Source organism: Algoriphagus lutimaris (assembly GCF_017051705.1).
GTDB classification, from domain to species: domain Bacteria; phylum Bacteroidota; class Bacteroidia; order Cytophagales; family Cyclobacteriaceae; genus Algoriphagus; species Algoriphagus lutimaris.
The window spans coordinates 1,181,360-1,207,691 of record NZ_JAFIDJ010000001.1 but is presented as its reverse complement, the minus strand read 5'-3'; the positions used below and the strand labels follow the sequence as shown (position 1 = coordinate 1,207,691).

15 protein-coding genes are annotated in these 26,332 nt (G+C 37.5%); 6 read left to right on the top strand and 9 right to left on the bottom strand.

Annotation, left to right across the window (positions count from 1 at the left end; genetic code table 11):
- From JYB62_RS04910 to JYB62_RS04900, 3 genes are all read left to right on the top strand, one after another.
- Positions 1 to 2,734 (top strand): Ig-like domain-containing protein (locus JYB62_RS04910; RefSeq protein ID WP_205644298.1); only part of this gene is annotated, 2,734 nt, incomplete at its 5' end.
- 354 nt (positions 2,735 to 3,088) lie between these two features.
- Positions 3,089 to 3,853: a hypothetical protein gene (locus JYB62_RS04905; protein ID WP_205644297.1), complete on the top strand. Its 765-nt coding sequence runs from the start codon at positions 3,089 to 3,091 to the stop codon at positions 3,851 to 3,853.
- A gap of 230 nt (positions 3,854 to 4,083) precedes the next feature.
- Positions 4,084 to 5,379, top strand: a complete 1,296-nt coding sequence (locus JYB62_RS04900; RefSeq protein WP_205644296.1) for a serine hydrolase domain-containing protein — start codon at positions 4,084 to 4,086, stop codon at positions 5,377 to 5,379.
- A 266-nt stretch (positions 5,380 to 5,645) separates the two neighbouring features.
- On the opposite strand, the gene JYB62_RS04895 is transcribed toward JYB62_RS04900, so the two are convergent.
- From JYB62_RS04895 to JYB62_RS04880, 4 genes are all read right to left on the bottom strand, one after another.
- Positions 5,646 to 6,164, bottom strand: a complete 519-nt coding sequence (locus tag JYB62_RS04895; RefSeq protein WP_243431442.1) for a helix-turn-helix domain-containing protein — start codon at positions 6,162 to 6,164, stop codon at positions 5,646 to 5,648.
- Positions 6,165 to 6,299: 135 nt separating this feature from the next.
- A complete protein-coding gene (locus JYB62_RS04890) occupies positions 6,300 to 6,854 on the bottom strand; it encodes a PAS domain-containing protein (protein WP_205644294.1) in 555 nt (184 codons plus the stop codon).
- 1 nt (position 6,855) lies between these two features.
- A complete protein-coding gene (locus JYB62_RS04885; protein WP_205644293.1) occupies positions 6,856 to 9,867 on the bottom strand; it encodes a chemotaxis protein CheB in 3,012 nt (1,003 codons plus the stop codon).
- A gap of 571 nt (positions 9,868 to 10,438) precedes the next feature.
- The gene (locus JYB62_RS04880) at positions 10,439 to 11,605 is read right to left on the bottom strand and encodes a sensor histidine kinase (protein WP_205644292.1); all 1,167 of its coding nucleotides are present in this window, start codon (positions 11,603 to 11,605) and stop codon (positions 10,439 to 10,441) included.
- 1,092 nt (positions 11,606 to 12,697) lie between these two features.
- Between JYB62_RS04880 and JYB62_RS04875 the strand changes: the two genes are divergently transcribed.
- On the top strand, positions 12,698 to 13,384 hold the full coding sequence (locus JYB62_RS04875) for a 3-keto-disaccharide hydrolase (RefSeq protein ID WP_205644291.1): 687 nt from the start codon (positions 12,698 to 12,700) through the stop codon (positions 13,382 to 13,384).
- A 32-nt stretch (positions 13,385 to 13,416) separates the two neighbouring features.
- Positions 13,417 to 16,593 (top strand): DUF7133 domain-containing protein, encoded by a 3,177-nt coding sequence (locus JYB62_RS04870; protein WP_205644290.1) that lies wholly within the window; start codon positions 13,417 to 13,419, stop codon positions 16,591 to 16,593.
- Positions 16,594 to 17,255: 662 nt separating this feature from the next.
- Here the strand turns inward: JYB62_RS04870 and JYB62_RS04865 are convergent.
- Together JYB62_RS04865 and JYB62_RS04860 are read right to left on the bottom strand one after the other, a co-directional pair.
- The gene (locus JYB62_RS04865) at positions 17,256 to 18,278 is read right to left on the bottom strand and encodes an alpha/beta hydrolase (RefSeq protein WP_205644289.1); all 1,023 of its coding nucleotides are present in this window, start codon (positions 18,276 to 18,278) and stop codon (positions 17,256 to 17,258) included.
- A 996-nt stretch (positions 18,279 to 19,274) separates the two neighbouring features.
- Complete coding sequence (locus JYB62_RS04860) at positions 19,275 to 21,596, bottom strand: type IA DNA topoisomerase (protein ID WP_205644288.1); 2,322 nt, start codon at positions 21,594 to 21,596, stop codon at positions 19,275 to 19,277.
- Positions 21,597 to 24,002: 2,406 nt separating this feature from the next.
- Between JYB62_RS04860 and JYB62_RS04855 the strand changes: the two genes are divergently transcribed.
- Positions 24,003 to 24,419, top strand: a complete 417-nt coding sequence (locus tag JYB62_RS04855) for a hypothetical protein (RefSeq protein WP_205644287.1) — start codon at positions 24,003 to 24,005, stop codon at positions 24,417 to 24,419.
- 74 nt (positions 24,420 to 24,493) lie between these two features.
- Here JYB62_RS04855 and JYB62_RS04850 read toward each other — a convergent pair whose 3' ends face one another.
- Genes JYB62_RS04850 through JYB62_RS04840 form a run of 3 tightly spaced genes read right to left on the bottom strand, consistent with a single transcriptional unit; the run spans position 24,494 to position 26,332 of the window.
- Complete coding sequence (locus tag JYB62_RS04850) at positions 24,494 to 25,387, bottom strand: HNH endonuclease (RefSeq protein WP_205644286.1); 894 nt, start codon at positions 25,385 to 25,387, stop codon at positions 24,494 to 24,496.
- On the bottom strand, positions 25,299 to 25,721 hold the full coding sequence (locus tag JYB62_RS04845) for a hypothetical protein (protein ID WP_205644285.1): 423 nt from the start codon (positions 25,719 to 25,721) through the stop codon (positions 25,299 to 25,301). Before JYB62_RS04845 ends, JYB62_RS04850 begins: the two co-directional genes overlap by 89 nt.
- Before the next feature lie 26 nt (positions 25,722 to 25,747).
- The gene (locus JYB62_RS04840) at positions 25,748 to 26,332 is read right to left on the bottom strand and encodes a hypothetical protein (protein ID WP_205644284.1); all 585 of its coding nucleotides are present in this window, start codon (positions 26,330 to 26,332) and stop codon (positions 25,748 to 25,750) included.

Genomic DNA, 26,332 nt, shown 5'->3' with positions numbered 1-26,332 from the left:
GGGAGGTTTAAGTGCCACTTCAGAAATCATCAAGTTTTCTGTAGATGCAGCTAATCAAGTTCCAACAGTTTCTTTGACTCAACCAAGCAATAATCAGGTATTTACTTTAGGAAAGGATGCGGTGCAATTGGTGGCCAATGCTCAAGATCCGGAGGGAGAAATCAAAAGTGTGGAGTTTTATAGCAATGGACAGCTGATTTCCACAGTAACTACTGCTCCTTATACCTATGATTGGCCTACTATTACTGCTGGAAGCTACGAGGTATATGCCAAAGTAATTGATATGGGAGGTTTAAGTGCCACTTCAGAAATCATCAAGTTTTCTGTAGAAGCAGCAAATGAAGCTCCAACAGTTTCTTTGACTCAACCAAGCAATAATCAGGTATTTACTTTGGATGCTGAAGCTGTTCAGTTAGTTGCAAATGCCCAGGATCCGGAAGGTGAAATCCAAGCAGTGGAGTTCTATAGTAATGGAAAGTTACTTGCTAGTTTGAGTAAAGCTCCTTTCGTGTATGATTGGGCATCCATTACCGCAGGAACTTATCGAGTATATGCAAAGGTCATTGATATGGGGGGACTTTCTTCCAACTCTGAAACCATCAATTTTACGGTGGAATCTTCAGCAGCAAAACAAGATCCTAGTATCATCTTGACTCAACCTTATAACAATCAGGTATTTGAATTTGGAAAGGAAAAGGTTGAATTAGTTGCAAATCCAAATGAATCAGTAGGGAAAATCAATAATGTGGAATTTTATAGCAATGGGCAGTTGCTAGGTAAGGATTCTAAATCCCCATACGTCTACAATTGGTCATCTATTGATGTAGGATCTTATCAAGTTTACGCTAAAGTCAATTATCGTGGTAATATCAATAGTGGTGTTTCCGAAACGATCAATTTTAGCGTTGAGGTAGCAAACCAGGCACCTAGTATTACTTTGAAAAACCCTAACAATAATCAAGTATTTGTCGAAGGTAAAGACTTAGTTCAGTTTGAAGCCCTAGCAAGTGATCCGGAAGGGGAGATCAAGACAGTGGAGTTTTATAGTAATGGCCAACTGCTTTCAAGCGTATCAACTTCTCCTTACGTTTATAACTGGTCAGGTATTGAGGCTGGAAATTATTCAGTGTATGCCATCGTGATTGATCAAGGGGAATTGACGGGAACTTCTGAAACTATTGATTTTACAGTTGAAGCTCAGGCAAATCTAATCGATTATACTGCGGCCATGGTGTCACCATCCCAAAATTCGGTGTTTCAGTTAGGTGATGAACCTGTAATTTTGAATACCAATGCTGAATCCTCTGGTTTATCGATCCAAAAAGTCGAATACTTTAACTGGGGGGTACCTGTAGCTACAGTTTCGAATGCTCCTTTTGACTTCACTTGGAGTTCCATAGAAGCTGGAGACTATAAGGTTTCTGCAGTAGTGACTGATTTGCAGGGCATTACTTATACCACAGAGGAAGTATTCTTCAGTGTATCCGAACCAGCTGCTCCAGAACCATTGACTGTTTCCATGGCACAACCATTGGCAGATCAGGTATTTGTATTGGGACAAGATGTAGTGAACCTTCAGGTATCTATCTCAGACCCAACCAATGTGACCAGCGTTCAATACTTCAACTGGGGTAATGCATTGGTAACTACCACGGCTCAGCCATTTGACTTCACTTGGAGTTCCATAGAAGCTGGAGACTACAAGGTGTCTGCAGTAGTGACTGATTTGCAGGGCATTACTTATACCACAGAGGAGGTATTCTTCAGTGTATCCGAACCAGCTGCTCCAGAACCATTGACTATTTCCATGGCACAACCATTGGCAGACCAGGTATTTGTATTGGGACAAGATGTAGTGAACCTTCAGTTATCTATCTCAGACCCAACCAATGTGACCAGCGTTCAATACTTCAACTGGGGTTATCCATTGGTATCTACCACGACTCAGCCATTTGACTTCACATGGAGCCAAATAGAAGCAGGTGAGTATAGTGTTTATGCAGAAGTAACCGATTTAGCGGGAAATATTACAAGTACAGGCACCGTAAGATTTACGGTGACGACATCAAATGATTCTGGTGAAGTTCCAACAGAGCCTACTAGCTTGGTAATGACTCAACCTTTTGAAGGACAAGTATTTGAGCTTGGAAACCAATTAGTCACTTTGAAAGCAGTGGCAAATGGAGATGTGAGTAGTGTTCAGTTCTTTAATTGGTATTTGCCATTGGTGAATGTGAATGATCCAAGTTTAGAATTTGACTGGACTAAAATTGAGGCTGGAAATTATCTTGTCTATGCTCAAATCACTGATTCTAAAGGGAATGTGATTGAATCTGAACCAGTAGGTTTCCAAGTGATTGATCCTAGCCTTAAACTGACAGAAGGTTCTGTTTCTGAAAATGGAGCGATTTCTGAGATTCAATTGAATCCAAGTGATTTGGAGACGAAAGAGATCCAAAAGGCAGAGGAAATTACTCCTTCTAATTATGGAATTAAAATGGGGCCAAACCCAGCCAATTCTTACTTAAGAATATTCTTTGACGATTATCCTTCCAATTTGGATGTTCAACTGTCCATTGTTGATATGACAGGAGATGTTCAATTGACAGAGAAAGGCAATACCAATGATGGAGTGATGGAATTGGATGTAAATGCCATTCGACCAGGGATCTATGTGGTCAAAATCAACTTTGGTGACAAATATGTTCAAACCAAAAAACTCATCATTATCTAATTAAAGAGAAAATTATCACCCACAAACCAACCTAACAGCTTTAAAGATTATTAGGCTGATTTATTAAAAAGGCTACCGGGGCTTCCTGGTAGTTTTTTTTATATACTGGAGTTTAGTCAAAATGATAAGATGCTATATGAAGAGATAAAAAAATCTAGGTATTCTTTTTTTAGAATAGGTAGATTTAAACGGTTTATACTTAATTGTTTAAATACATATGGTACAATTAATATTCTTTTCGATTGGCCCTCTGTGCAATCTTCTAAATTTTAGATGAGAAAAAGGAGGTATCATAATTAATATTTTTAATTTGGTTCTTTCTGAATACATTAATAACCATCAGATTTAGAATAAATGTCCTTATTAAAAAAGCTGATTTTTCTTGTAGCCGTCTTTGTGATTTGCGTTTTCCATTCCATCAAGGCTCAGCAGTTTGTCGGTGATAATCAATGGGTAGCACCTCGAGGAGTATCTACCTTAGTTGCTACATTTGGCCAAGATTATTCGCAATTTTATTTCGTGACTGCAATTTTTCAAGAGTGGGAGTTTAATTCCCAGTTTGTTTACTATTACGATGATCCTAGAACGAATTCAGACTCCTATATAAGTCCTTCTTTCTATATGAAAAGGAGGTTATATCAAAATGAAGATGAGACAGCCGGTTATGCCGTTTTAGGGGGAGTTGGTTTGTTCCCTCAGCACCTGGATCTGGGAGAGGTATTGAGTAGTTTTCAATCTTGGTGGGTAGTAGGAGTTGCGACCTATGCTTTTGCTGACAATTCGATACTATGGGATATCTTGCCGGGAGCTACAGCCAATCTGGATCATAAGCAAACAGGAGAAACTGCCTGGGGTTTTACCTATAGTTCCAGGGTTGCTGTTTATAAAATAATCCCTAAATCAGCCGTTGTGGGAGAAGTATTCGGGACTGCAGGGGAGGCCAGTTCACCTTTTAGTTATAGATTGGGAGTTCGATTTGAGCAGACTAAGTGGATTGCTGCACTTACCTATTCCAGTGCATTTGATAGTTCCTATGGTGCTGGATTAGAATTTGGTGTCATGTTTTTTACAGAACCCATGTATGGGAAAAACAGAAGAAAGCGATTAGCGAAATTTTGATGGGTTAAGCAGAGCTTTCTGCCTTTGGGAGGTCATAAAGGCAAATAGGCAGTTAAATTTTTAATGATGTTGATTTTCCAATTTGATCCTTGATTCAATTTTTGTTAGAGTTAATCTCTTAGTTTACGGTTTGGAAATTATGAAACTTATAGCGCCATGCTCTCGCTAATGTTAAAGCGAGTGAGTGATCAATCGTTTTTTTGAATATTTTTAGTTTTAACTCTAGCCAAATGAAAAAAATAGCGTCTTCGTTTTTCTTTCTCACGTTCCTGATACAACTGGGATTTTCCCAGAGAGATTTGAACCATGAACCTCCCTCTCAATTAGGATTTGATGAAGCGTTTATCAATCAGCAAGTGGATTCTATTATGCAGATGGGGATCGACAGTTTGGCCTTTCCAGGTGCACAAATTTTGGTGGCCAAGAACGATACGGTGATTTTTCATAAGGCCTATGGATATCATACCTATGATAACCTTCAGGCTGTCGCATTGAATGACTTATATGATTTGGCTTCAGTAACCAAAATTTCCGGGCCATTGCCTGCTTTAATGAAATTGGTGGATGAGAGGAAGCTTGATCTGGACGTACCTTTCAGTACCTATTGGGAACCCTGGAGCAAACGAAAAGACAAAAAGGACCTTACTCTTCGGGAGATTTTGGCCCATCAGGCTGGCTTAGTCCCTTACATCGTGTTCCTGAATGAGGTAGTCCGGAAAAATGGTAAGGTCAAAAGAAGATTTGTGCATGAAACATCCGGGAAACGATTTCAAGGGCAAGTATACGATGGATTGTATATCAACGATCGATTTGAACGGAAAATGAACCGAATCATCAATCGATCCAAGGTCTCTGATGATAAGAAATACCTGTATTCGGGACTTACGTTTTTGATTTTTCCAAGCTTGATTGAGCAGCTCACCGGAACGGACTATCAAACTTATTTGGAAGAGAATTTCTATGAACCCTTAGGCTGTGAAACCTTAGGATATTTACCGGAGGTAAAAAATTACGACAATGAAATTGTCCCTACAGAAGTAGATTCTCTTTTTCGAAAAACCTTGGTAAAAGGGTGGGTACATGATGAAAATGCCTCTTTAAAAGGAGGAGTTTCCGGAAATGCGGGCTTGTTTGCCACAGCCGATGACTTAGCCAAGTTGATGCTCTTTTATCAGAATTATGGGAATGTGGATGGGAAGCAGCTTATTTCAGCTGAAACCGTCAAGGAGTTTACTGAAGTTCAATTTCCGGAAAACGAGAACCGTAGAGGATTGGGCTTCGACAAACCACTTTTGAACAATTCCGAGTTTCCATTAGAAGAAGCCTATCCATCTCCTTTGGCAAGTTCCAAAAGTTTTGGACATTCTGGTTTTACGGGAACTTTCGTTTGGGCCGATCCCGAAAATAAGCTCACTTATATCTTTCTATCCAACCGAGTATATCCTTCCAGAGATCATCAGAAATTGTACAGTTTGGGTATTCGAGAAGCCTTGCAGGATGTTTTTTATCGAGCAGAGCAAAGGTGATTTTTGATTTGAAGGTGTGTTTTAAACCGCAAAACCGTAAAGTACAAAAAGGAAGGTTTTATCCTTAAGATCATGCTTCAAGATGACAAGTCTCAAAAAGCTGAGTTTTTGAAAAAGATTGTTTGATTCTATAATAATTAGCCTAGAGGAGCCAAATATTTATATCCTTCCCGCCGTTGCTGGGAATTGGGAATATGGTTGAGTAACTCGTTTTCGTCAAGAGACATAGCTTACCAGAATACACCTAAAAAAACTCAAAGTGAAAATCATAACTCTTCCAGGTTAGAATTTCTTTTTAGCTTCATCTTATTGAAGTGAGAAGGAGTCATGCCTGTCACTTTTTTAAATTGATTAGATAGATGTGCTATGCTGCTATAATGAAGTTTAGTGGATATCTGCGATAAGTTGAGTTCTCCATATAGCAGAAGCTCTTTTACCCGTTCAATTTTGTTTAGAATAATGAATTGCTGAATTGAGATACCCTTTTTCTCAGAGAATAAGTTAGAAATGTATTTATAGTCATACTTCATTTTCCCACTTAAGAAATCTGAGTAATTTTCTGTGGGTAATTCTTCGGAATAATGGATCATTTCTATAATCACATTTTTTATTCTTTCGACTATAATATCCTTTTTGTCCTCTAGGACTTCTAATCCGGAAAGAAGGAGGGTAGCAGACAAAGTTTTGAGTTGTTTCGAAGATACATCTTCCTTAATATCTAATAATCCCAGTTCTACTTTTATATCTTTAAACCCAAGTTTATTCATTTCCTGTTCAACTAGCATCCTACATCTCTGACTAACCATATATTTGATATATATCCTCATAATAGCCTCTCTTTAAGTTTATTGTTTGGATAACTTTTCATAGTTGTTAGAATTTAATTTGCATTCAACAAAAAAGGGTTTTTATAATCTGATTTATTCTGAAAATCTAAGGATGTCTACTACTGAGAATAAGCTTGTTTTGTATTCTTCAGTGAAGATACCCTCTATATAAATTGATCGAACCTCCTTTTGATCGTATCCTAGATTTAAATGGCAAGATTCTTTGGATTTACTTAAATGCAGCTGCTCAAAAAAATTATTGAATTCCACTAAAGAATCTTGAGCTAGAAATAACCTAAAGTTGCTTCCAATCAGAGAAAATCGAGGTTCTCCTAGCATTTCTGCTCCCGTGAAATTGAGTTCAGTGATCCCCCCATTCTCATTGAGAGTAAAAAAACCAATAGGCGCTAGATCATAAAGCATGGTTAGCCTTTTCCTAGTGTTTTCGGTTATCTCATATGCGAGTTCAAGCTCCTCATTTTGCATTTCCAGTTCTATCTGGTGAACCTGAAGTTCATGTAAAAGCTTTTTGATATCTGCTTCACCTGTAGGACTATTTTTGTCTACTTGCTTCTGGATAAGTTTCTCTTCGGCTTTTTTACGAAGTAATCCAGGATCATTAAATTCAAATTCACCGTGTGGAATCATATTATTCTTTTGTTATCATCATTAAAATTAATTTTGGGGTATTCAATTTCCCCATCAGAAAATGTAAATTACAATTCATTAAAACTTCCTTTCCTGTAGATATCAGAGCTGTCATTTTAAATTTCCCGGACTTTCCTTGTTTTGAAAGCTTGGTAATTTCTTTATCAATCTTTGTCATCTCTGATTTAGATACAAACAGATCTACATATCTTTTCCCCAAAACCTCATTTCTTTTAAATCCAAAAAATAATTCTGCTTTGGGATTGAATTCTTTGATGATCCCAGTATCAGAAAGGATAATGAATATATCTGAGCTGGAATCCAGGCACATGCGATGGATTTGCACATTTTCTTCTAAATCAAGCTCCAGATGCTTTAAATCTGAAATATTTATAAAAGTTATAACTAGCCCATCAATTCGATCATCGTGGGTACGATAGGGCATGATTCGAATGGAAAACCATCTTCCATCTTTTGCGGGAATCTGTTTTTCAATAAATACCAAGGTTTTAAGAACTTCAAGTGCATCATTCTCCAGATCGGGATAAATGAGATCAGTTACTTGATCAGTAAAAGGTCGTCCAATATCGCTTTTTATTAGTTTAAAAATCTTGGTAGCCTGATTTGTAAAACGCCTTATATTTAGTTCTTTGTCAAGAAAAAGTGTGGCGATATCCGTGCTGTTTAGCAGATTTTTCATGTCATTATTAACCCTTGAATAATCCTCTACTTTTGTTAATAATTCAGCATTTACAGTCTGCAATTCCTCGTTCAGGCTCTGCATTTCTTCTTTTGAACTGGTCAGCTCTTCATTTGTAGATTGTAGTTCTTCATTCGTAGATTGCAATTCTTCATTCGTTGATTTCAATTCTTCCTGAGAAGTCTGCATTTCCTCAACGGTATTCTGCATTTCTGAATTAAGTTGCAGTAATTCTTCTTCAAGCTCAATTTGACGTTTATTTCGATTTGTTGATTTAGATTCGGTACTAGTTTCATAAACTCTAGGTACTTCCTTAAAAATGATCATGACATTACCCTTTAATTGTACTGGAAAGTCAATGGATTGAATGCTGATGTCATAAATTTGGGAGTCACTTTTCGTTCCTGCCTTAATATTTTGTAAGACAATAGTCTCCTTATTTTTGACAACTTTTCGAAATGCAGTAGGGAATTTTTGCTTTAAGCCTTCCCTAAGCATAGCAAAAATATTAAGGTTGGCTTTGCCGACGGAAGGTTCTAAATATTTACCTGTACGGCCACTGGTATAGATGATATCTCCCTCTTCGTTGACCAAAACCCCTACTGGAGAAAAATACTTTAATAGAAGTTGATCTGCCAGCACCTGGATATTGGGCATCACCATAACAGATGATTTTTCTTCATTTGTCACATGATTAGATTTAGAAAATGATGTAGGGAATTCAAATGATTCTAGAAGCTGAGAATTAGTTGTTTTTTGATAAAATTTAAGTTTGTTTTCGATGGTACTAAAAAGAAAACTTTGTGAACCAAGGGACTCAGAACTTCCCAAAAGCAGGAAACCCTCTGGATTCATGCTATAATAAAAAAGCCCAATAACCTTCTTTTGTAAATCTGAATCCATGTAAATCAACAGATTACGGCAAGAAAGGAAATCAATTTTGGTGAAGGGTGGATGCATGGTGAGATTGTGTTGAGCAAATACCACCATTTCCCTGATTTCAGCAGTGACCTGATAATAATCTCCTGTTTTTACAAAAAAGTGTTGTAATCGATCAGGCGAGACTCCAGATAAACTTGTTGAAAAGAATAGTCCTTTTCTTGCTTTTTCAATTGCATCATTGTCTAAGTCTGTGGCAAATATCTGAATGGAGATGTCAGGCCGATTCATTTTTTTTTGCACCTCCCTAATTATAATTGCTAGAGAATAAGCTTCTTCTCCAGTAGAGCATCCAGGTACCCAAGCCCTAATTGAATTTTCAGATTTTAAATTGCGGATGATAGAAGGAATTATAAAGTTTTTTAAATGTTCCCATACATTGATGTCACGAAAAAAATTAGTGACCCCAATCATCACTTCTTTAAATAGAATATCTCCTTCATTTGGATTTTCCTTTAAAAAATGAACATAGGAATTGATCTTGTCAATTTTGTGTACAGCCATCCTCCTTTCAATACGTCGATAAAGGGTATTTTTTTTGTACTGTGAAAAGTCATTGCCCGTGTAGGAGCGAAGGAGGATAATGATTTTTTCTAGTGAATTTTTATCCTCTAACTCTGTGAGTTCTGATTTTTTTGATGCTTTATGTTTAAGAAGTTCAATCAGTTTAGCAGGTAACTCACTTGCTGGGGCAATTATATCTACCGAGATGGCTTCAATAGCGCTTCGTGGCATACTGTCAAATTTGGCAGTTTCTGGACTTTGAACCAATACTCGTCCATTTACTTCTTTTAAGTGACGGATTCCTGATGAACCATCTGATCCCATGCCAGATAGTATTATCCCTACACCCAATTCTTTTCGGTCATCTGCTAGAGATTTCAGAAAAAAATCAATGGGAAGACGCATTCCCCTTGTTTCCTTAGGTGCAGCAAGGTAAAGGTTGCCATTCAGTAGTGACATGCTCGTGTTTGGTGGTATTACATACACTGTATCAATCTCTACAGGCATATGGTCTTTTGCCTCAAGTACTTCCATTTTAGTTTTGCGCTGCAAAAGCTCAGGCAGCATTCCTTTTTGGGTAGGATCCAAGTGCTGGATTACAACAAAGCACATTCCACAGCCCGTGGGTACATTGCTTAGAAATTGCTCTATTGCCTCTAATCCTCCCGCAGATGCTCCAATACAAACAATTGGGAATAATTCAGTATTCGAAATATTTGTTTCGCCTTTTGATGAGGCTTCTACATTTGATTTTTTTGCTGTTGGTTTGCTGGATTTCACTTTGATGTATTTTGGTGCATTCCAATTGTTTCGGAATTCACGATAACTGAAATTTTGAGGCTTCTTGGTGTGTTTTATAAGGTAGAACAAACAAAGTGATTTCTGTAATACAATTCTGGATATTAATTACATAATTCACACATTTCAGGCACTCAAGTAATGTTTAAATTGAATATCTGATATGAGTACCGAAGACTTAGATTTTTTTGAATAGTTTTAAAACTAAGTGATTGTTTAGCTTTTGTTTTTTTTATATTTTAAGTCATAACTGTTGAATTTGACTTATTAAGCTATATTTATTTAGTAATATTGATAGGTGTTGTTATTAAATAAAATATATATATAGAAAAATTAACTACCTATTTTATTTATATTAGATTAATAACCTGTTTTATTCCACCTGTTTTCTTATCATCTCTACACATGAATTACGAATGAAGAGCTTGGTATTTCCTTTTCATCTAAAGAGGGTCTATTACTTTGATTTCACTTAATATTGGATTAAATGGTTGAATTAATTCATCTATTACTTGAAGCCCTGTCCAGACAATTTGAAGTAAATCTTATTTCAAATTGTCTGGTTAATCGCTACACATTTCATAGAATCGCAAAAATAAATTCTTGATTAAATCCTTTATTGGTGTTTATAAATAATTGGTTATCAACGTTCTAATTCTATTGTAAATTCGGTTCCTTGATTTACTTTGCTCTGTACATAGATTTTTCCACCCAATTTTTCAACTTGCGATTTTACCATATATAGCCCCATTCCTTTTCCTTTAGCTTTGCCATAATGAAAACGCTTGTATAATCCGAATAGATCATCTTTGTACTTCATAAGATCAATTCCTAAACCGTTATCTTTGAATTTCAGTATCACTTTTTTATCAACTAAGTCACTACTGATTGTAATGTCTAATGGTATATTAGATATCCTATATTTTATGCTGTTAGAAATAAGGTTATAAAAAACGCTATAGATGTAGCTTTTAATAGTGAATATTATATCCACTTTATTAAAATCTAGATTAAAATTGACTTGTTCTTTTTTTAGAATGTTATTTAGACTTGTTTGGATATCACTTACAATTTTTGAAAAATGGACATCCTCTTTTTTATCACTTAATTGTTTTTCAGAATTTAAAATTAGATTCAAATCATCTAATACTTCATTTAATTTTTCTGCAGAAGTTAAAAGCGCAGTTGTAATAGTTTCTTTCTCGCTTTCATCCAAGTCTTTATCATTTACTATCCTGGACAAACTGATAATATTTGCGACAGGCCCTTTTAGGTCATGAGAAATAATGCTGTTAAAATGTACATGTTCATTATTTCGGTGAATTAAATCCCTTGTAATATTTTCTTTAAGGGCTTCATCTTGCTTTTGTTTTGAAATATCTCTGAAAACAAGTACAACTCCCATGATATTTCCCTTAGTGTCGAAAATTGGAGCACAACTGTCACTTACCGAATATTCATCATAATTATTGCGGGAAATCAATACAGTATTAGGATCTAATTTTTGTTCTTTTCCTGTTTCCAAGACTGATTTAATTGGATTATTACTTATTTCTCTGGTTATTTTATTTACAATGTGAAACACTTCTGCAATGGGCTTACTATCAGCCTCTCCGGATTTCCATCCAGTAAGTTTTTCAGCGACTGAATTCATCAGGATAATACTTCCATCCATATCAGTAGCGATCACTGCGTCGCCAATACTTTGTAGTATTACGGACTGTCGTTCTTTATCAATTTGTAAGGCAGTTTCAAAATGTCTTTTTATTGAATCTTTATCTGCAAAGATTCTTACATGTTCATTATTCATATTTTTATCTAATTGATTCTTCCATTAAAATGGATCATTCAAATCGCTTACTCGAATAAGTTTTTTATTCACAAGACCGTTAATACCTAACTCTGGTAGTTATTGACTTAAACCTGAAATTCATGTTTTATCAAAAAGAAGATCGATTTTGGTCTTGAAATGTCGGTTTATTTATAAATACCATATTAGAATTTATCTTATGATGGTTTTAAAATGGAACCAACTTGCAGACGTACTTTCTGCATGATTATCTTAGCCGTATACCATCGTGGTTCGAAGTGGATGAGCCAATTTGTAATTTGCCGTTTAGCAACAATTTAAAGGTGAGTAATTATCAATAAAAAAGTTTACATAATTTCATGTAATAGTTACATAATTAGTACTTTAAAGGACCTAAATAGAAACTTTTGAAATTCATACAGCGAGATGCTTGGCTGATTTTCATTCGTGAAAGCATATTAGGAGGCTCTGGCTAGGGAAATTAAATTTTTGAAATAGTTTCAATGGAGCGAAATATAAATATAGCTCTGGCCCCAAAAGCTATCGGGATAACCTAGGGTTAAAAATTACCATATATACCATCCTTCCGCGCAAAGTTTTTTTGGAATTGAATGCGCCTGTGCGTGAAGATACCTGCCTGTCGGAAGGTAGGGAAACCGATTTTTTTGGAATGAAAATACCAAGATCAAGATTAGTCATTGCATCCTCGATGTTCCTATGGAGGCGAACAACGGAGATTTTTTAAACTGCAAAAAGCAGAGAGACGATAGAAGGTCATAAAAGATAAACTCATGAAATTCTTAGGGGATTACATTCAGTATTTTTCAATGATTTGAATAAATCCTGCGGAAAAAGTTATGCCTAGATATCCGTTCAAAATTGTATTTTGCTTGAGTTGAAAACATTTTATCAATAACTCCGAGATGGGTAGCAGATGAAAAGGATACTAGAATAGAATTGTATCTTAAAACTTTCTTGAATTCCTCCATTAGTCTATCCAAGTTTAAAATGGTTTAGGAAAAGGCTAGGATTTGTAGCGGTTGGAATTACAATTCTTTGCACAAAATGAACCCATGACCGAAATTAATGTATATGAAGAATTATAGAAAAATATCCAATCATAAGAAAAAGCTAAGCAGCTTTAAAAACTGCATTTCGATTTTGGTTTTCGTATTACTTAGTACTTTGAATTGTTACTCCCAAAATAGGAATACAACTATTTCGCTTTTTGATGGCACTTCTTTAAATGGTTGGGAAGCTGTTAATCCAGAAAACGGAAAATATTGGTCCGTGGTGGATAGCGTCATAACTGGAGGCAATGGAATTATCAATATCCCAACAAACACTTACTTACGTACCACCGAGAGTTTTGAAGATTTTGAATTCCGAGCTCTTTTCCGCTTAACCGGTGACCACAGTACTGGTCTAATTAACAGTGGAATTCAGTACCGATCCATCATCGAAGAGAATAAAATCATCGGGTATCAGGCTGATATAGGAAAGGGGTATTGGGGAGATATCTATGACGAGCACCGGAGGGGTAAGCTGGTTGGAGGTGATCTAAGCACGCTAAAACATCTTCTTAATGAAGATGGCTGGAATAGCTATATTATTAGATGTATAGGAAACAAGCACGAGCTGTATATCAATGGGATTAAAACCACTGAATATTTCGAATTGGATTCTGAAATTCCATCTAAAGGGGTCATTGGTATTCAAGTACATAGCGGTGGAAATGCCAAAGTTGAATTCAAGCATATTACCATCACCAGGCTTTAAAGGATTAATAGCGAACTAGTTAAGTGTAAAAAATGAAAAAAGCCTTCAATTTATTCTTTATCATATTAATCGTTGCCTGTTTTGGCTGCAAGAAAAATTCATCTACATCAGAAAATGACGTTGCTGTTAGCGAATACATAGATTACAATCGTAAAACCCAGTCTGCCAGAACGGAATTGTTTACTCCTGAAAAAGAATTAGCGGGATTTAAAGTTCCAGAAGGTTTTATAGTAGAATTGGTAGCCAGTGAAAGAGATGGAGTGGTTAACCCTATCCATATGGCTTTTGATGATGCTGGGAATTTATGGACTCAAACTGCCGAGATGTATCCCCTGGATCCAGTTGCAGATATCGCATGGCAAGATTTATTAAATCTAATGGACAATCCTGAAGCGCAGGAAAAAGACCCAAATTTTAAAAGGATTTTTGACCTGTATCGAGGGAAGTCCAAAGGGAGGGACAAAATACTAGTGCTTTCAGGACTTTATGGAAAAGATGGTGTTAGGACCACTGTTTGGGCAGAGGGTCTTGCCATTCCCCAAAGTATTTTGCCTTATAAAAACGGAAGTTTTGTTGCGCAAGGTTCCGAACTTTTCTTCCTCGAGGATACTGATAATGATGGAAAGGCCGATAAAAGAACCCCCTTATTCACTGGATTTGGAATTACCGATACACATACTATGGCTCATGTACTGGTGCGTGGACCAGGAGATTGGATCCATTTTAGTCATGGAGCCTTGAACAAAGGAAAAGTAAGTTCGCTTGTGAGCGATGCTGAAGTCCGGATAGATTATAGTAAAATTGCCCGTTTCTCACTTGACGCCAAACAGATAGAATTGGTTAACTCCGGATTGAATAATATTTGGGGATATAAGCTACGTGGAAATGGCCAGTGGTATGGTATGGAAGCCAATGATATGGGGTATTCCGTTGTTCCCATGGAAATAGGGACTGGTTTTCCAGGAATCGGCAGCGAACGTCTTCGTCCGTACCAACCCTGGATGCCAGAGTTACATCAATTTCGTGTGGGAGGAACCGGTATTTCAGGACTTGCTTTTGCGGACGATCTGGAAGGAAGTTTCCCCGAGGAATGGAAAGATGTGGGTTTCATTGCAAATCCCATTACCAGTTCCATCAACGCGGTTAGAATCGTACGAAACAGCGATGGCACTGTGACAGCTGAACATTTACCGGACTTTTTGACCTCGGAAGATGATTGGTTTCGGCCTGTCAATATGGAGTTTGGACCAGATGGTAGTTTATACATTGCCGATTGGTACAATAAAATAGTCTCGCATAACGAAGTAGGAACCACTCATCCAGATCGGGATAAATCACATGGGCGTATTTGGAGAATTCGCCATAAATCTCAAAAGTCACAGCCTATACCTAATTTTTATGAAGTAAAAACAAGTGAACTAGTTGCTTATTTAAAGTCTCCATCCATTTGGGCAAAAAGGGCTGCATGGCACCAGATCAGTGATCGTTCTATTGAAGAGACGGGTAAACTTGTCAAAGACCTTATGGCACTTGCTTCAGATAATACACAGGATGAAATTACAAGGATAATGGCTCTTTGGTCTTTGGAAGGAATTAAGCATTATGACAAGGAATTGATGAAGGCCCTGTTGAATACGAAATCAGATAACCTTAGAAGAGAAGCTGTTCGCGCATTGCAATCCTTTAAGTTAAGTGCATCTGAGCTTGCCACCTTACTCAAAAATTCATCTACAGATACCAATCCCATGGTTCGATCTCAAGTGCTTCGGACATTGGATGCAGTTAAAACCGCGAATGCAGAGACTATTGGTCTATTGGTTGAAGCATGTAAGGCGCCACTAGAAGGAAATGCTATGGGAGGTTCCTACGAACGCAATTTTGAACGGTTTCTTGCCAGAAAAGCATTGGAGAACTATCCAAAGGAACTTTTGTCTTTTATTCAATCTCCTCTTACGGCACAATACGAAACATCCAATTTGATCTGGGCAAGTCAAGCATTGCCAAAGCAAGAACGGGAACAAGTCTTTGTAGATCTATGGAAGAAAAATAACCTGAAGGATCTAGATGAAGTGACTTTCGTGATTGTCGCGGAAATGCTAGAGAATAGGGACGTATTGAACTTAGTCACACCAATCTTGGGAAATGAGGACAAGGCAGCGGAACATGTTTCGTTTACCTTAAAGAATCTGGCCAGGGTGCAATCAGAGGAATTGACAAACGCATTGAAAGATCCAATTAAATCCTTGTTAAAAAGCGAGGATGTTTCAAACCAGATGTTAGGATTGGATGCTGTTGGAAAATTAAAAATTCAAGGGGTAAGAAATGAGGTGTTGCCGCTGATTGATGATGCATCTAATTCTGAAATGATCAGGTTGTACATGTCGGCACTTAATTATCAGCCTGTTGAAAACAAAGAAACTTTCATTAAGCTTTCAAAAATGGAAACATTGGAGCTTGAGCTAAGGGCTTCTGCGGTGCAGACTGTAGCCGTTGCCGATGTAAAGGCCGCCAATAACATTCTGGCTATTTGGGTACCCGATTTAGATTTGGAACAAAAGAAAAAAGTCATCAGCCAACTGGCTAATTCCAAAGAAGGGAGCAAGCTCTTAAAACTGCTGCTCGATGATGAACTAATCTCAGCCGATGAATTCGATCTTTCAAGTGCAGAAAAAGTATTCCAATCCAATACAGCAGATGAAAAGGGAATACAGCTGTTCGAGCTGGTGAAAAAACGAATCAAGGAGGAAAAAAGTGAATTGGAATCAAAATTAGAGAGGTATATGGCCATTGCGGAAAAGGAAGAAGGAAATCCGAATAATGGGAAGACCCTTTTCCAAACCTGCCTTATGTGCCATGGAGTAGGGGATGAAGGATTTGATTTCGCTCCCGCTTTGGATGGATCCGCTTTACGTGAAAATGAGGCCTTATTGACCGCGATCCTTGAACCTGATGCTGCAGTAGAAAGTAATTATTCTGTCTATCGTGTGACCAAGAATGACGGAAGCAATATTGAGGGGTATCTCATCAAAAAAGATGAAAGAGGCACCACCCTTGGGTTTATGGGGGGCAGTAAACAGTTTATCCAAGCTTCGGAAATTAGATTTGAAGGTTATTTGATAGGTCGATCTTTTATGCCGAAAGGTCTTATAGATAATTTCACGGACGAGCAGGTATCTGACTTGTTGGCCTATATCAGGACGCTCAAATAACGATAGTAGTCTGGTCCTTCTATAAAATAGTTAAATAGAATCCTTAGAGATGATTTTTTTTGAAACCGCAAAGGCACAGAGCACACAAAGGTTTCGCAAAGAAGATTACTATAGTAATTAGCTCCGGAGGAGCGATATGTTTATAGCCCCAGGTTTTAACCCGGGGTAAAGGAGTTAACAATAGAATTCCCCTCCCGCGCATAATCATTTTAGGAATTGAAAGCGCCTGTGTGGGAGGATGGAAACGGATATTTTTAAGCGGAATGAAAATCCTAGGATCAGGATTCGACATTGCACCATTGATATCCTAGGGGAGTAGAATTGCGGTTTGTGAAGAAACAAACCACGGCGTTTTTTTTCAAAGGCTCCGGAGGAGCGATATGTTTATAGCCCCAGGTTTTAACCAGGGGTAAAGGAGTTAACAATAGAATTCCCCTCCCGCCCAAAACCATCTTTTGGAAACGAATGCCTATGTGGGAGGATGGAAACGGATATTTTTAAGCGGAATGAAAATCCTAGGATCAAGATTCGACATTATAAATATCGATTAGCTGAATACGGTGACTATTTACAGAGTCATTTCGAACCGCAGGGAGAAATCTCATCATATGTCCCGAGGTAAAACTTGTACCTCCATTTTCAATGAATTCAATAACTGTACTTTACTGAAAATCGAGATTTTCTGAAAAGAAAGGCAAGGCTTTGGTTTGTATTCGTTCAGCGATGCGGTTGAGATGGTCACCTTCGTAGCTTTCATAGAAGTGGTTGATCTGGTAAGCATCCAATAATTCATGTAGTTTTTTGGTAGCCTCGCTGATCCCTCTATCCTCTGTGCCTGCATCCATTCCTATCGCTTTTAGCTTTTTTAGGTTTGGGATATATTGATCAATAGTGTTGAGCGTTCGGTTGGCGATGATCTTATTGATAATTTCCTGTCTGGGAGTACCGTCTTTTGCAGGGAGATCTAGATAGAAGGGAGGGTTTTGAGGATTGGGTGCAAAGGCCGCTGAGGTGGCTAGGGCTGCTATCTCGAAAAAGGAAGCATCCTGTAGTTGATCAGGTGTGAATTTCTCCAACTTTGAGATCATCTCAGGATTGGTCACTGCTCCGCCGTCCATACAACATGGGCTTAGGGCGTAGATGGCAGAATAAACTTCAGGATATTTCATACCTAAACGAAGAGTGCCATATCCGCCCATAGAATGTCCCGCAAGTCCTCTACTGGCCTTGTCCGGTAGCGTTCTGTAATTGGTGTCAATGTAGCTTACAAGCTCTTTGGTGACAAAGGTTTCCCAGTCGCCGACGGTGGCGGAACTTGCATACATGCTCCCCTTAAACCTGTTGAAAGCATTGGGCATTACTACAATCATCTCTTTGGAATTTCCATCGGATAGTGACTGCTCGATTACATTCTGAAGGTTGATCCAATGATCTTCCCATCCAAACCACTGGGAATCCGTGTCGGTAAATCCATGAAGCATGTAGAGAACAGGGAAGTGCCGGTCAGGATCAGTTTGATAGGAAGGAGGGAGATAGACTGTCACGTCTCTGTCTGCAGGGTCACCAATCAAGTTGCCTTCCAATGCGCTGCTATGAACTTTGATTCGCTCTTTGGTTCCTTTTTGTGCCTGGACTACAGTTATTCCAAGGCATAGAAGTAGGGTAAATAGAAAAAGTTTTTTCATGTGTTTATAAGTTGATTTTATTAGCCACATGGAATCTCGCCCTACATATAATTATTTTAGTGTGTGTCGCTTTTGACATGCTCGATTTCATAGGTTAATGGGTTTAGGTCTCTGGTAAAAGTAGGTTAAAGTGAGAAGTTGTCCAATCGTTCTGGTGTTGAATATGGTTCAAAAGAGAGGATGACTACCTGCCTTATGAGGAGCATTTTTATATTTCCAGCAAAATTTGCGTCTCCACAAACAAAAAAGGAATGAGAGTGAAGACACTCACATGGGCTAATAATTTTTAACCGCAAAGACCCAAAGCAAGCAAAGGAATGCTAAGAAGATTGTTTTGAAAAAGCTCCAGAGCAACGAAATAAATAGCCCCAGGTTTTAACCTGGGGTAAAGAATTACCATATATCGCCCTCCCGCGCATAATCATTTTAGGAATTGAAAGCGTCTGTGCGGGAGGATACCCGTTTTGTAATAGGAAGAAAACGGATTTTATTAAACCGCAAAAGCCCAAAGCTCGCAAAGGAATGCTAAGAAGATTGTTTTAGAAAAAGCTCCAGAGCAACGAAATAAATAGCCCCAGGTTTTAACCTGGGGTAAAGAATTACCATATATCCCCTCCCGCGCATAATCATTTTAGGAATTGAAAGCGCCTGTGCGGGAGGACACCTGTTTTGTAATAGGAAGAAAACGGATTTTATTAAACCGCAAAGACCCAAAGCAAGCAATGGAATGCTAAGAAGATTATTTTAGAAAAAGCTCCTGAGCAACGAAATAAATAGCCCTAGGTTTTAACCTGGGGTAAAGAATTACCATATATCCCCCTCCCGCGCATAATCATTTTAGGAATTGAAATCGTCTGTGCGGGAGGATACCCGTTTTGTAATAGGAATGAAAACGGATTTTCAGCAAAATTTGTGTCTCCAAACAAAAATGGAATGAGAGTGAAGACACTCACATGGGCAAAAAAAGCAAAGCACGTAATGAATACGAAAATGAGATTAATCCCCCACACTTTCCTTAAATAGGGATATTACTAGCTCTTCGGTTAAGGGTCTCTTGTTTGCTTTTTCCCGCAAGGTGTCAAAAGGGTATCTAAAATCACAACCTTCTTTGTAGGCACTGCATCCATAGGCTTTTTTACCTCTGATAATCGTGCCTTTTTTGCATAAGGGACATGGGATGACAGAAGAAGGTTTTTTAGAAGCCTGCGGACTCGCTTCTTTCTTTGCCTCTAAAACGAGTTTAAACTGATCATCGAAGCGAATCAATCCTTCTTTGTCACCTGTTTGGGTTTTAAAGCCCTTTAAGTTGACAGTAGCCCCTTTTTGGAGCAACCGTACATACTGTTTCTCTGAGATTTTCTTTCCTTCAAATGAAAAAGGAAGTAAAAAGTTGCAGCCCTTTTTATAGGCACTGCATCCGTAACTCGATTTGCCTTTCAGCAATGAGCCTTCCTTGCATTTCGGGCAAACATATCCCACCACAGCAGTGGATGCTGTTTCTTTTTCTGAAGTTTTTCCCTTTTCAGGAGCTTTGGATTCGGTAGGAGGGGATATGATAGTTTGGCTTTGCTCCCGCATCACTTCATAGACCAGATGTTCCACCATGAGCTTCATGTTTTTGACAAAAGAACCTGCATGAAACTTCCCTTTTTCAATTTCCCTCAATTGTTTCTCCCATTGCCCTGTCAGCTCAGCCGAGGTCAATAGCTCGTTCCGAATGATCTCGATCAATTGAATCCCGGTTTCAGTGGGCAAAATCTGCTTTTTGTTCCGTTCAATGTACTGCCGTTTAAAAAGCGTTTCAATGATACTTGCCCGGGTGGAAGGACGTCCTATGCCATTCTCTTTCATTAATTCCCGCATCTCTTCATCGTCCACCTGTTTGCCGGCAGTTTCCATACCTCTCAGCAAAGTCGCTTCCGTATAATGCTTAGGAGGTTTGGTTTCTTTCTCCAGGAATGAAGGTTCATGGGGCCCTTTTTCTCCTTTTTTGAAGATGGGGAGCTCATCTTTCTCCTTTTTATCTTTTCCGTCCGCAGTTTCAAAAACAACTTTCCAGCCTTTTTCCAAGATTACCTTCCCGGTTGCTTTGAAAGAAACGGTATCCACCTTTCCTATAACTGTAGTATTGGCCACTGAGCAATCCTCATAAAATATGGCGACAAATCGCCTTGCAATGATATCATATACTCTAAGGTAATTCCCGTGCAAATTTCCATGAACCCCAGTAGGGATGATGGCGTGGTGATCGGTTACCTTTTTATCATTAAAAACCTTGGTGGATTTTTTTAATTTTTTACCCAAAACAGGGCGAATCAAAGCCTCATATTGGGTGAGTTTCTCCAGTATTCCTGGTGCTTTTGGATAGATGTCGTTGGGCAAAAACGTGGTATCTACCCTTGGGTAGGTTATGACTTTTTGCTCGTATAGCTGCTGTGCTATTTTGAGTGTTTCATCGGCAGAAAGCCCAAACTTATTGTTGCAATACACTTGTAAACCAGTCAAATCAAAAAGCTTCGGAGCATATTCCTTTCCATTTTTCTTTTCAATGGAGACTACTTCAAAGTCATGCGCTTTCACCTGGTTTGCAAAAGCTTCCCCATCTTCTTTCTTTAAAAATTTCCCCTCTTCACAATTAAAGGTAGTCTCTCTATAAACTGTTTGTAATTCCCAATAGGGTTGAGGTTGAAAGTTTTGGATTTCTTTAAAGCGGTTTACAATCATCGCCAGTGTGGGCGTTTGAACCCTCCCGATGGACAATACTTGTTGGTATCCACCATATTTGACGGTATACAAGCGTGTGGCGTTGATCCCTAATAACCAATCGCCTATGGCCCTGGAATATCCCGCATAATATAAATTGTCGTACCTAGAAGAGGGTTGTAGCTTTTCGAAGCCTTCTTTGATTGCTTCAGTGGTCAAAGAAGAGATCCATAAGCGTTTGACTTCTCCTTTGTACTCGGCCTGTTCTATGACCCATCGTTGAATCAGCTCTCCTTCTTGGCCAGCATCACCACAGTTAATCACCTCAGTGGCTGTTTCAAATAGCTTTTTTACAATGTTAAATTGCTTTTGGATCCCGGCATTGTCTACCACTTTGGTTTTGAACTTTTCGGGCAGCATGGGGAGGTGACTGAGATGCCAACCTTTCCAATGGGCTTGATAATCGTTCGGTTCAAATAAAGTGCAAAAGTGACCAAACGTATAGGTGACGATGTATCCGTTTCCTTCGTAATACCCATCATGCTTAGAAGTGGCTCCAAGTACAGCCGCTATTTCACGGGCAACGCTTGGTTTTTCGGCAATACAAACTTTCATCTGAAGCAAATCTAAAAAAATTAGCCTAAGCTCACCAGCAGGTACCCCTAGTAAAACATCTGAAAAAATAGTAACCCGTGATGACCAGTAGCTTATAATTTTAAATGAAAAATAATCTAGCCCTGGGTTTAAACCCGGGGCTATTAATAAACCAAAATAGTTGACTCCCGCCCAGAAACATCTTTTGGAAATAATTTCATTTTTGCGGGAGGATTCCAGTGTCATTTCGACTGAAAGGAGAAATCTATTTTCTTTCGCAAAGCCCCACAGAACTCAAAGTATATCGCTAAGAAGATTATTTCAGAATAAGCTCCGGAGGAGCGTTAGGTTAATATCCTGCCCGCCGTGGCGGGGCCATGGCCCCGATAGTTATCTGGGTAAATCCATGGTAAAAAGAACCCCAAAAAATTACCTCCCGAGCAGCGAAATATATAGCTCCAGGTTTTAACCTGGGGTAAAGAATAACCATAAAATTCGCCTCCCGTGCAAATTTATTTTAAGAATTCAAAGCGCCTGTGCGGGAGGAGGAACACCCGCCTTGTTGGGAGCATAGGTATATTAATTCATTCTCAACAAATAGAAATCGCCGTTCGTGAAGACACGAACGGCGGCTGTATCTTAATGCTAATAGTCTTTAATCTAGAATCTGTAGATCTTAAATAGACATAGAGTAGCTATTCAGATACCTTTCGTTGTTCTGGGTTTTTGTTTTCATTTTTGGCCTAATAATCTCGCTACGTAACCAGTATTTAAGCTCTCTGCCCTCATCAGGTGATAGCCAAAGCAATGCCTTTCGATATTCTTTTTTAAATAGCTTTTGATTAAATGAGACAGCTTTTAGAATGGTTTTGCAGTAATCGAGCATAGTTTTTCCCTTCTTCATAAGAAATGAATTGAAAAGTTGAAAGATTAAATTTTAGAAACTTGAAACTGATTGGATCTAGGTATAGATCTCAGCAGGCTTTCAGATCAAAAAACTACAGTGTCTAATAAAAAGGGGATTTTTACCACTGACAAATTCTAAAGAAATTCTCTTTGGAAGTACTGAGGAGAAAAGGGTAAAGGTTTCGGTTTTAGGATTAGCTGAGATTTCGCTCTGTTTGGTGGCAGAAGTAAAATGATAGCTCTGAACTCTAGTATTTACTATTTCAGTTTCCTGAATCCCTTCACCTTGAAAACTTAGAGAATTTACCAATCCGCTCTCAATTGTTCCTGATGTAAGGAAAATCAGATTGAGCAGTAGAACTGAGGATATTGTGGCAATTTTTCTCATTAACCCATATAACGAAAGACCTATGAGATAAGGTTACAGTTTTAGGTATTAAAAATGGTTTATATTTTATATGAAATGTATAAAGTATTTTTATGGTATATTTTTCGATACAGAATGTGTAATTATGTGGTATTTAAAATGATAGATAAAAAACGGTACAAATTCGGTACAAGGAGGAATAGAAGAAGGAGTTACAAACCCCAAAAGAATAGGAAAGCGTAGATGCACTCGATAGGTATCCTAGTCTACGTTTAGTAGGGGATTTATTAATTTTCTCTCGCAAAGCCGCGAAGCAGGTAATGGATACGAGAAGAAGATTATTTTTAAAAAAGCTCCCGAGCAGCGAAATATAAAGCCCCAGGTTTTAACCTGGGGTAAAGAATAACCATAAAATTCGCCTCCCGAGCAAATCTATTTTAGGAATTCAAAACGCCGGTGCGGGAGGATGTCTTCCTACCGATAGGCATGTAAACGGATGTGATCGGAGATTCAATTTTCTTAACCGCAAAGCCAAAGAAACCACAAAAGCATTACAGAGAATTACCATATCAAAATCCTCATGAAATCATCTAATCAAGTATTCAATTTGAATACCGCGGTACGCCTAGAGAACAAAAGGTTAAACTAAAAAGCCAACAAGATACCAAAAGAGAATACCCCGTTATTCTCAAAAAGTAACCAGGTATTCAATTAGAGTAAAACTGTCACCAAAAAGAATACCTAGTTAATCAAATAGTATACTCGGTTACTCTCTGAACACCACTAGTTCACCAAAGAGAATAACTCCGTATCAAAAAAGAATAACTCAGTAACCGAAAAGAGTAACTGAGTATGCAAAAAGGAGAACCGGATACCCTTTTGCCCCCCCTAGGGGACCTCGAAGGATGGTAGGGATACCTTGGTGGTGGTGGATTTACAAATTCCTGGTGAATAGGAAAGCTTAGATTCACCCGATAGGTATGGTGGTCTACGCTTAGGGTAGGGAGTAGGTTAAAAATACCCAGTACTGGGTATTATTACTTCAATTTAAATTAGTTTATTAACTTTTAAGTTTTCACTTATGACAGAATTTTCTTAAAATTCTTCGGCTTGAAGGTTTAAAAAATAGATTTAACTCCTTAAAACTAAATTTCATGAAAGTATTCGTACTTATTTTTCTGCTAACACAATCCTCTAATTTCAATATGAATGAAAATATGGATATTCAATTTGAAATCTATGATTTAATTAAAGAATCAGAATCAATATTAGACAATGAATTTGGTGATCCTGACCCATATGAAATGATGGAAGCTGTGTTTATTGGGAATCCCTCAATAAGTCAAATAAAACCATTAGTTGAAGGGGTTTTAAAAAAATATAGTTTGCCACAAACCGATGAATATCGATTAAAGGTCGCCAGCATGCTTGTATCTCTTAGGAAGCATGAGGAAGGAAAAATTACCGAAATGCAAATATTAAAGCACATATTTTATTATGGATCCAATAAAATTCCTTTACCTGATCAAGCAGGTTTTTCAGTAGTATTTCTTTTGGAAGGTTTAATATAATTTTCTGTTTAATTATAATAAAAATCAATATGAAATCAGTAGATGATTTGAGACGAACTTTTTATCCAGAAAATTTACATTTTTTTATTTTCTAAAATTTCTATAAACTCTTTTTCAAGTGCTTCAGAATTCACACCAAAATGTGCTTCTCTGTGATGTTCTGAGCATAATGCAATCACATTATCCATTCTATCGGTACCCTTTTGCGCGAGGGAAATAATATGATGTGCCTCAAGATAATTTTTACCTGAAAGGGTTACGAATGTCTCTTTTCCACAGTATTCACATTTTCCATTTGCTCTGTTAATTACTGCTTTTCTTACATTATTATCTCTTTTAATAATGTAACCCATGGATTTCGTGCGGTCAGGGTTATCTGTACCAAGACTGGTAGTGTCTAGGTCTTGTAGTCCACTGTAGCCGGAAAGTTTCCTTTGATCGTTGCGCATGATTTCAACTGTAGGAACTCTTTTTTTAGCCTTTACATAGATTTGGTCACTTTTTTCTATGAACTCTAATTTGTAAACAAAATCTCCTTCTACTTCCTTAATAGTCCTTGGGTCTAAGTATGGGTCTTTAGCCACGCATATAATTCCAAAAATTTCATAGTTTTCTTGAATTGCTAGGTCAATAGTTTCCTTTTGATCTTTAAAACCATTCCTTCTTTGAAATGTACTATTATCCTCATGCAAAAACCATGTTTTGTCTGGCAATTCCAAGTCCTCCCAAACCGTAAAAATTGCTCGTTTGATAGATTCATTTTTAGCGCACCATGCCCAATAGGGGTTTTTGGGATGCACGCTCAAATCCTTAAATAATTGTAATCTACTTTTTATAGCCATCTTATTTAAATTAAAAGTTTGGAGACAAAACTTATATTCATCCTCTTTCCAAATAACTCCTAATCCTCTTATTACTCCAATCCCCAGCCTTTTGAAAGATGATACTTTTAATGTGGTGATAAACATCAGAAGGATCATACTTGGACTCTAATTCATCCTCATCCTCATCCTCATCATAGGAATAGGCCGAATCTGTTTCCAACCAAATTGCCTGCTGCTCATGAGGAGGTATTTTGTTAACTTCTACTTCGATAAGATTCAGCACAATTTCCTCATACATATTCCAATGAATAGAATACTCGTCTTGAATTTGTACGCAGATTTCATCCCAGGTATTTTCTAAACCAGAATAATCTCCAGAAAGGGATTCTTTAATTCCCTGAAGCTGAAGTATAATCCGATTAACAATCTTGAAAAGACAACCTTGTGCAAAAGCTGAAATAAGTGAAGAAGTAATCATTTATAAAGTGACAGTAAGTTTAAAAACTAATTAAAAATCTGATTAATTATTTCATTATAAATTTCAGCGTAGTAGCCATGTTCGTTAAGCATATGTCTATTAGACAATTCAAAAAATAAATCTGGGTAAACTTCCTCTAAATACTCAATTGCTATTTCATCGGATATTTTTTCATTTTCTTCTATTTCAAAATATAATTTTATATCCTCTTGGAACAATAATATTAAATAATCAGAAATCCTTAAATTTTCTCCATGTCTATTAATGACATAAATATCATGAATTGGATGAATATATTGGAAACTTATACTTGTGATATTAATGAAAGGGTGGTAAAATCTTAAATATGGTATTGTTAACCAAGGTTCAGGAAAATGAAAAATTTCTAATTTAAATTTTTCTCTATAAACCTCTTCAAATTTCTCTAAAATGAAATCATCTTCAAAATCAAATTTGAAATAAAAGCTAAATGAATTATTGAAATCATAAACATCATAGTAGTCCCACCTTTCACCAATTATTGGTGAAAAATATAAATCTGTATAATCCCAAAGAATATTACTTCGAATTCCATTTTTTATTTGAAATAATGATGTGTTAAATTTTTTCAT